Origin of the sequence: Inquilinus limosus MP06, assembly GCF_000767795.1 — a bacterium.
Lineage (GTDB): Bacteria > Pseudomonadota > Alphaproteobacteria > DSM-16000 > Inquilinaceae > Inquilinus > Inquilinus limosus_E.
This window is the reverse complement of sequence record NZ_JANX01000280.1, coordinates 1-7911: the sequence shown is the minus strand read 5'-3', so window position 1 is coordinate 7911 and position 7911 is coordinate 1. Positions and strand designations below refer to the sequence as shown.

Annotated in this window: 9 protein-coding genes and 1 pseudogene; 3 read left to right on the top strand and 7 right to left on the bottom strand. The window is 69.8% G+C overall.

The genetic code is table 11. The annotated features are described in order from the left end of the window. Window positions 1–23 precede the first annotated feature (23 nt). From fusA to P409_RS36305, 5 genes are all read right to left on the bottom strand, one after another. A complete protein-coding gene (gene fusA / locus P409_RS20050) occupies window positions 24–2099 on the bottom strand; it encodes an elongation factor G (protein ID WP_034842384.1) in 2076 nt (691 codons plus the stop codon). 27 nt (window positions 2100–2126) lie between these two features. Then, entirely contained in the window at window positions 2127–2597 is a 471-nt protein-coding gene (gene rpsG / locus P409_RS20045; protein ID WP_034842379.1) for a 30S ribosomal protein S7, read from the bottom strand. 12 nt (window positions 2598–2609) lie between these two features. Next, complete coding sequence (gene rpsL, locus P409_RS20040; RefSeq protein WP_026873043.1) at window positions 2610–2981, bottom strand: 30S ribosomal protein S12; 372 nt, start codon at window positions 2979–2981, stop codon at window positions 2610–2612. Window positions 2982–3296: 315 nt separating this feature from the next. Continuing rightward, window positions 3297–4199, bottom strand: a complete 903-nt coding sequence (gene sigJ / locus P409_RS20035; RefSeq protein ID WP_034842373.1) for an RNA polymerase sigma factor SigJ — start codon at window positions 4197–4199, stop codon at window positions 3297–3299. Window positions 4200–4276: 77 nt separating this feature from the next. Next, a complete protein-coding gene (locus P409_RS36305) occupies window positions 4277–5365 on the bottom strand; it encodes a glycosyltransferase family 4 protein (RefSeq protein ID WP_052120997.1) in 1089 nt (362 codons plus the stop codon). Between the two features lie 193 nt (window positions 5366–5558). On the opposite strand from P409_RS36305, the gene P409_RS20025 reads away from it, so the two are divergent. From P409_RS20025 to P409_RS40845, 3 genes are all read left to right on the top strand, one after another. Next, the gene (locus tag P409_RS20025; RefSeq protein WP_034842369.1) at window positions 5559–6185 is read left to right on the top strand and encodes a 2OG-Fe(II) oxygenase; all 627 of its coding nucleotides are present in this window, start codon (window positions 5559–5561) and stop codon (window positions 6183–6185) included. A gap of 80 nt (window positions 6186–6265) precedes the next feature. Further along, the gene (locus P409_RS20020) at window positions 6266–6625 is read left to right on the top strand and encodes a hypothetical protein (protein WP_034842365.1); all 360 of its coding nucleotides are present in this window, start codon (window positions 6266–6268) and stop codon (window positions 6623–6625) included. A 94-nt stretch (window positions 6626–6719) separates the two neighbouring features. After that, window positions 6720–7094: a hypothetical protein gene (locus P409_RS40845; protein ID WP_034842361.1), complete on the top strand. Its 375-nt coding sequence runs from the start codon at window positions 6720–6722 to the stop codon at window positions 7092–7094. A 7-nt stretch (window positions 7095–7101) separates the two neighbouring features. Here the strand turns inward: P409_RS40845 and P409_RS40840 are convergent, their stop codons facing one another. Further along, entirely contained in the window at window positions 7102–7269 is a 168-nt protein-coding gene (locus P409_RS40840; protein WP_238578728.1) for a nucleotide disphospho-sugar-binding domain-containing protein, read from the bottom strand. Window positions 7270–7358: 89 nt separating this feature from the next. Beyond that, a pseudogene (locus P409_RS41605) lies at window positions 7359–7763 on the bottom strand (glycosyltransferase); the annotation flags it as partial. Window positions 7764–7911: the final 148 nt, after the last annotated feature.

Genomic DNA, 7911 nt, shown 5'->3' with positions numbered 1-7911 from the left:
TCTCCGTTCTTCTTACGCGCGCATCAAGCCAGCTTGGCGCGGACTTCGTCGGCGATCGCCTGGGGCACTTGCTCGTAGTGATCGAAGTGCATGGTGTACTGGGCACGGCCCTGGGACATCGACCGCAGCGTGTTGACGTAGCCGAACATGTTGGCCAGCGGCACCATCGCGGCGATGACCTGGGCGTTGCCGCGGCTGTCCATGCCCTGGATCTGACCGCGACGGCTGTTCAGGTCGCCGATGACGTCGCCCATGTAGTCCTCGGGCGTCACCACCTCGACCTTCATGATCGGCTCCAGCAACGCCGGCCGGGCCTTCGGCAGGCCTTCGCGGAACGCCGCGCGGGACGCGATTTCGAAGGCCAGGACCGACGAGTCGACGTCGTGGAAGGCGCCATCCGTCAGGGTGGCCTTGAAGTCGATCACCGGGAAGCCGGCGATCACGCCCGTGTCGCGGGCCGAATTCAGGCCCTTCTCGACGCCGGGGATGTACTCCTTCGGCACCGAGCCGCCGATGATGGCGCTCTCGAACTGGTAGCCGGAGCCCGCCGGCAGCGGCTCGAAGGTCAGCTTGACGCGGGCGTACTGGCCCGAACCGCCGCTCTGCTTCTTGTGCGTGTAGTCGATCTCGGCCTTCTGCGTGATCGTCTCACGATAGGCGACCTGCGGCGCGCCGACATTGGCGTCGACCTTGAACTCGCGCTTCATGCGGTCGACCAGGATCTCGAGATGGAGCTCGCCCATCCCCTTGATCACGGTCTGGCCGCTCTCGACGTCGACGGCCACGCGGAAGGACGGGTCCTCCTGCGCCAGGCGCTGCAGCGCGGTCGACATCTTCTCCTGGTCGGCCTTCGACTTCGGCTCGACGGCGACCTCGATGACCGGCTCCGGGAACTCCATGCGCTCGAGCACGATCGGCTTGGCCGGGTCGCACAGCGTGTCGCCGGTGGTGGTCGACTTCAGGCCGACCAGCGCGACGATGTCGCCGGCATTGGCCTCCTTGATCTCCTCGCGGTTGTTCGCATGCATCAGCAGCATGCGGCCCACCCGCTCCTTCTGGTTCTTGACCGAGTTCTGGACGTAGGAGCCGGCCAGCAGCGTGCCCGAATAGATGCGGGCGAAGGTCAGCGAGCCGACGAACGGGTCGGTCATGATCTTGAAGGCGAGGGCCGAGAACGGCGCCTCGTCATTGGTCGGGCGGGTGTCGACCTCGTCGGAATCGATCTTGTGGCCCTGGACCTCGGCGACGTCGAGCGGCGACGGCAGGAAGTCGACGACGGCGTCCAGCAGCGTCTGCACGCCCTTGTTCTTGAAGGCGGAGCCGCAGAGCACCGGCACGAACTTGAACGACAGCGTGCCCTTGCGGATGCAGGCGCGCAGCTGCTCCGGCGTCGGCTCGTTGCCCTCGAGATAGGCCTCCATCACCGCGTCGTCCATCTCGACCGCGGTGTCGAGCAGGGTCTGGCGCAGCTCAGCGGCCTTGTCCTGCAGGTCGGCCGGGATCTCGGCGAAGTGGAACTTGGCGCCGAGGCTGTCGTCCTCCCAGATCACCGCCCGGTTCTCCACCAGGTCGACGATGCCGGAATAGTCGCCCTCGATGCCGATCGGCATGTTCAGCACCAGCGGGACAGCGCCCAGCCGGTCCTTGATCATGTCGACGCAGCGGTAGAAGTTGGCGCCGATCCGGTCCATCTTGTTGACGAAGCAGATCCGCGGCACGTGGTACTTGTCGGCCTGGCGCCAGACGGTCTCGGACTGCGGCTCGACGCCGGCGACCGAGTCGAACACCGTCACCGCACCATCGAGCACGCGCAGCGAACGCTCGACCTCAATGGTGAAGTCGACGTGGCCGGGCGTGTCGATGATGTTGATGCGGTAGTCGCGCCAGAACGCGGTGGTCGCGGCCGAGGTGATGGTGATGCCGCGCTCCTGCTCCTGCTCCATCCAGTCCATCGTCGCGGTGCCTTCATGCACCTCGCCGATCTTGTACGACTTTCCGGTGTAGTACAGGATACGCTCGGTCGTGGTCGTCTTACCGGCATCGATGTGCGCCATGATGCCGATGTTGCGGTACTTCTCGATCGCGTGGCTACGCGGCATGATCAGTCTCTCGGGCCGGAGGCTGGGTTACCAGCGGTAGTGCGAGAACGCCTTGTTGGCGTCCGCCATCTTGTGGGTGTCCTCGCGCTTCTTCACCGCGGCGCCGCGCTGGTTGGCGGCATCCATCAGCTCGTTCGAGAGGCGGTCGACCATGGTGGTCTCGGAACGCTTGCGCGCGGCCGCGATCAGCCAGCGGATGGCCAGGGCCTGGCCGCGCTCGGCACGAACCTCGACCGGCACCTGGTAGGTGGCGCCGCCGACGCGGCGCGACCGGACCTCGACATGCGGGCGGACATTGGCCAGCGCCTCGTGGAAGGCCACGATCGGGTCGGCCTTGGTGCGGGCCTGCAGCTTGTCGAGGGCGCCGTAGACGATGCTCTCGGTGGCCGACTTCTTGCCGTCGTACATGAGGTTGTTCATGAACTTCGACAGGATGACATCGCCGAATTTCGGGTCCGGCAGGATCTCACGCTTCTCGGCGCGATGGCGACGGGACATGGGGAGACCTCCTTACTTCGGACGCTTGGCGCCGTACTTCGACCGGCGCTGGCGACGATCCTTGACACCCTGCGTATCGAGCGTGCCGCGAATGATGTGGTAGCGCACGCCCGGCAAGTCCTTCACACGACCGCCGCGGATCATGACGACCGAGTGCTCCTGCAGGTTGTGGCCCTCACCCGGGATGTAGCTCGTCACCTCGAACCCGTTGGTGAGGCGCACGCGCGCCACCTTACGAAGCGCCGAGTTCGGCTTCTTCGGGGTCGTGGTGTAGACACGGGTGCAAACGCCACGCTTCTGCGGGCAGGCCTGGAGAGCCGGCACCTTGTTGCGCGCCCGCTGAGGCTGGCGCGGCTTACGGATCAACTGGTTGATCGTCGGCATATCTGCCCTTCTTGGTTCTTCGACAAAAAACGGCCCGGCAAAGCGGCCCACCCTCCGGGCCCCACCGTGCAGACACCCATTCCGAGAGAAGGATGACGCAAACGATACAGGACCCCGAGGCGCCCACACCTGCGGGGCCAACCGGAGTCCTTCGCTTGTCGCGGCCGCATCCCAGATGCATCCGCGGTCGTCTGTCTCTGCGGAAAGCGCGTCTAACCCGTCCTGCGACGGGTTACAGCCGGCTCCCGGAAAAGCGCGCGGACTATACGGATGCACCCCCGCCCCGTCAAGCCGCATCGATCGCCGTCGGAACGATCAGGCACGCCCCCGTTCCGGCAGCGGAACCGAGCCCAGCTTGTCGGGGTTGCGGGTCCAGAACACGCCGGTGATGCCCCCGGGCCCGACGGCGAGATCGATGGTGCCGATCAGCTCGTCCCCATTCATTACCAGCCAGCCCGGCTGGCCATTGATCCAGCGTGGCAGATAGATAAAGTCCGGCCCGAATTTGCGCCAGACGCCCTGGAAGAACCGGGCCACCTTGTCGGCGCCCTCGATCACGTTCATCGCCGCCCGCACCTTGCCGCCGCCGTCGCTGTATAGCCTGGCGTCGCGGGCCAGAAGCGCGGTCAGCTGCGCCAGGTCGCCGGAGCGCAGCGCGTCGCGGAATGCCGTCACCATCGCCTGGTGCTGCGGCTGCGGCACCGGCTCGGCGGTCAGACCGCTGCCTTCCAGCTTGCGCCGGGCCCGGCTGACCAGCTGGCGGGTGGCGACGTCGGTGCGGTCCAGCGCCGTCGCCACGGCGGCATGGTCGAGGCCGAAGACATGCTGCAGCAGATAGGCCGCGCGCTCGACCGGGGTCAGCTTCTCCAGCAGCAGCAGGAAGGCGGTGGTCAGCGTCTCGGCACGCTCCAGCGCCTCGTCGGCGGAAGGGGCGGTGTCGGTCACCAGCGGCTCCGGCAGCCAGGGGCCGACATAGGTCTCGCGCCGGTGCCGGGCCGAGCGCAGCTGGTCGATGCACAGCCGGGTGCAGGCCGTGACCAGCCAGGCGCGGGCGTTGTCGATGCCGCTTCGGTCGGCCGCCTGCCAGCGCAGCCAGGTCTCCTGCACCGCGTCCTCGGCATCGGCGCGCGAGCCGAGCATGCGGTAGGCCAGGCCCCACAGGACCCTGCGGCTGGCTTCGAAGTCCGCGGCGTCGGTGCGGGCATGGGCTTGGTCCATCTGCGTCTCGGGGGCGACGGGCGATGCAGACAAGACGAAGCAGCCTTCCGGAATGTGACGTGGGTGCGGGACGGCGCTTAGCCTATACCCGCGGCGGCCAGATGGCGGGCACGGATCTCGTCCAGCCCGGCGACGATGCTGCGGGCGTCGAAATGCGCCCGCGCCCGGGCGGGGCCCTCGACCTGCAGCCGGCGGCGCAGCGCCGGGTCGCCGATCAGCGTCTCGGCCGCGGCCTGGATGGCCTCCGCCGTCACCTTGGGCAGGGTCACGGCGGTGTCGGCGGTGATCTCGTGCAGGCCGCCGGTGCCGGAGCAGATCAGCGCGGCGCCCCAGGTCAGCGCCTCCAGCGCCGTCCGCCCGAACGGCTCCTCATAGACCGAGGGGACGGAGGCGATGGCGGCGCGGCGGACCCAGCCCATCACCTCGTCATGCGGCATGAAGGGCAGGAACTGCGCCCGGTCGCCGGCCTCGGCCAGGGTGGACTTCACCTGCTTGACGAAGGCCGGGTCGCGGCCGCGGCCGATCATCACCGCCCGCCAGTCCGGATGCGCCGCCAGCACCGGCTTCATCGCCCGGGCGAACTCCAGCGGCCCCTTGTCCGGGATCACCCGGCCAACCTGGATGATGATGTTCTCCTTCGCCTCCGGCGGCGGCGCCGGCGCATCCATGTCCAGGCCGTTGTAGACGACGTCGAGCGTGCCCTTGAACCACGGCGCGTGCTCGCGGAAGTGCCGGCGCAGCGCCTCGGACACGAAGACGAAGCCGGCGAAGCGCGAGACGGCGGCGCGGTAGTGCAGCCGCCATAACAGGCCCTTGTGGAAGCGGATGAAGTTGTGCCGGAAGTACAAGAGCGGCACCCGCGGCAGCGCCCGGGCCAGGGCCGAGGCGGTCACCCGATGGGCGTGCACCTCGATCAGCGACGGGTTCATGGCCGCGATCTGCGGCAGGGCGCGCTTCATCCAGCGGCGGTGCGGCTCGCCCTCCTGCAGCGGGATCGGGTGGAAGCGGATGCCCGGGAACGGCTCGCCCGCATCCTGGCCGACGACGACGATGTCCTGCGCGTAGCGGCTGAAGGTGACGGTGTCGCGCGCGTAGAGATCGACCGGGCTGGCGCCGACGGCGCCGAACTTCATCTTGCGCGGCAGGACGATGACGATGGGACCCATGGATACCTCCGGGCGCCTTTATGGCGGGCCGCGGCGGCCGATGCCAGGGTTTCCCCCGGCCCCCACCCACTCTCCCCCGGGAGCTGCGACCGCGCTGCGAGTTGATCGCAGCCGGCCCCGGGCCTATTCTCCGCGGCTAGACCGCGCGGCCGGCCTCGCCTTGGGGCCCGGGGCCGCGTTTCAGGAGACGGTGATGCTTCGTTACGATGTGCTCGAGCAGGCGGCGGTGGACCGGACGCCGTTCCCGCATGTGATTTCCGGGGACGTGCTGCCCGAGGGGCGCCGCGCCGAGCTGGAGCGCGACTTCCCGGACATCCCGATCACCGGCTTCGTGCCGCCGGACGAGTACCCGGCCGGCGCCGCGTTCAAGGAGTTGGTGGCGGACGTCACCAGCAAGGAATTCGCCACCATGCTGGGCGCCAAGTTCGGCCTGGACCTGGCGTCGAAGCCGACCCTGGTGACGGTCCGGAAATGGTCCGAGGCGGCGGCCGGGCGGCCGCACACCGACGGGCCGGACAAGATCGTCACCGCGCTGGTCTACCTCAATCAGGAATGGGCCTCGAACGAGGGCTGCCTGCGCATCCTGACCAGCCAGGACATCAACAGCCCGAATGCCCGGGAAGTGGCGCCGACCTTCGGCAACTTCCTGGCCTTCCAGCGCTCGGACCATTCCTGGCACGGCCACCTGCCGTTCAAGGGCGAGCGCCGGGTGCTGCAGATCGCCTGGTGCGTCAACGAGGAGGCGATCGCCCGCAAGCGCAAGCGCCACGGCCAGTCCAGCTTCCTGAAGAAGCTGTTCTCCTTCGGCAAGAAGCATTGAGCGAAGCGGCCGGCGTCCCATATCACAGGGGCGCCGGCCCGCTCCGTTCCCGGCCGCGCCATTCCTCGGGAGAGGCGGCCATGACCGAGATCCGTGCCATCCCCCTCTGGGCCCTGCTGCTGTCCGGCTGCGCCAATGTCGAACCGCCCTCCGTCACGCCCGATCCGGCGGTGGCGGCCAGGGTGCGGACGCTGTCGGGCAACGACCCCTGCAGCGACGCCTTCGCCGGGGTGCTGACCGCCTACCGCATCGCGCCGGGCCGCCTCTCCAGCTTCGACCTGCCGCCGGTGTCACGCGAGCATCCAGGCCTGCCGCTGCTGCGCCAGGCCTGGTTCAAGCTGTCCGGCGGCGGCAGCCTGGTGCTGGGCTATGACGCTGACCAGTGCCTGGTCACCGACATCACCCCGCGCGACGGGGCGGTGCTGCCCGCCATCGGCTGAAGCCGGCGCAGCCATTGAGGGACGCGGCCGGCGCCCCATATCCGCTCAGGAAGGGGTGCGCCGTCCGGCCGCGCCCGATCGACGGGAGACGGCCATGCACCCGATCCGAACCCTTGCCGTCGCCGGCTTCGTGCTGACCGGCTGCATCGCCGCGGCGCCGCCCGAGGCCGTGCCCGACCCGGCGCTGGCGGCGAAGCTGCGGCAGCTCTCCGACAACAATGCCTGCAGCGACCGCATCGCCGGGGCGCTGACGGCGGCGGGAATCACCGCCGACCGGGTTGCCGATTACGACCTGGCGCCGGCCGCCACCGCCGGGCGGCGCAGTGGCGGCACCCGGCGGAACCTCCAGCGCCAGGCCTGGCTGAAGATGGCCGGCGGCGGCAATGTCGTGGTGCAGTTCGAGCCTTCGTCGTGCCGCATCGCCCTCCTCTACGCCCGCGACGGCGCCGCGCTGCCGGCGGCGGGCTGACCCGCCCTCACCGGACCGCGAGGCGCTCCAGCAGCGGCACCACCTCCGCCGGATCCGGCATGCCGGCAATCGCCTGCGCCATCCGCGCCGCCGCCGCCCGATACGCCGGGTCAGCCAGCGCCGCCTGAGCCGCTTCACATATCGCCGCCGGCGAGCAGCCGACTGGGTCGAGCACCCCTGGCGATGCCGAGGGCGGCGCAGCGCGCGGCATTGGCCGGGCTGGTCGGCGCCGATCGGCAGCAGCACCATCGGCACGCCATGGGCCAGCGCCCCGGTCACACCGCCGGATCCGGCCTGCGACACCATCAGGCGGCAGCGCGGCAGCAGCAGCGACTGCGGCACATAGCGCTCGATCCGGAGATGGGCCGGCTGCGGCCCGAGCGCGGCCGGGTCGATCTCGCGCCCGGTCGTGACGATCAGGCTGACCGGCAGGTCGCGCAGTCCGGCGACCACGCGCTCGAGCAGGTCGCCGGATTCGAGATGGAACACCGTGCCGAGCGTGGCGTAGACGACCGGCCGATCCGCCGGCAAGGCTGTAAGCCAGGCCGGCGCCTCCGCCGCGCCGTCCTCCGTGGCCGGGCGGATCAGCCGCGCCGTCGCCGGCAGCGGGAAGGCCGGGTCGCGGAAGGCGGGCGGCACCGGCGACAGCACCAGGTGCCGGCGCAGCATCGCCAGATCCGGATCCGGCCCGAGGCCGTGCTCCGCCCGCAGCGCGTCCAGCGGCCCCCGCACCAGATCGGGCCGGACCAGGGCGCCGGCGGCGATCACCAGCACCGAGGCGTGCGGCAGGCCCTAGGCGCTCGGGCCGCGACCATGG